Annotated in this window: 1 pseudogene; it reads right to left on the reverse strand. The window is 43.9% G+C overall.

Annotated elements, in window-relative coordinates:
* Positions 1-319: pseudogene (locus CBI42_RS11680) on the reverse strand (NAD-dependent malic enzyme); the annotation flags it as partial.

A 319-nucleotide genomic window follows, 5' to 3' on the forward strand; every position in this document is an offset into this window, starting at 1 on the left:
GCAGCGTTCTTGAGACTTTCTTCGATTGTGTCTGGATTTTCGATTGAAAGAAAGGCGGCATTTTGAGGTTGGATAAATAGCTCACTGTAGTTTTCGACAGTGGTGGCAATCGTCGGATCATAGACAATTGGCATGAATTCGGCAACATGTTGCGAAAACACCTTAAAAAACAGGGTTCGGTTCTCATTAAAAATGCTCATAAGCAGGGAACGCTTCTCAAGTGCCGATGATTGGCTTTGGTACTGTTGATAAACTTGGTCAGCCTGTTCATCTATAGTTTGTACTTTTGGCGGCAGCATGCCGACAATTCCGAGCTGCT

Source organism: Streptococcus sp. KR (assembly GCF_002238115.1).
Classification (GTDB): Bacteria; Bacillota; Bacilli; order Lactobacillales; family Streptococcaceae; genus Streptococcus.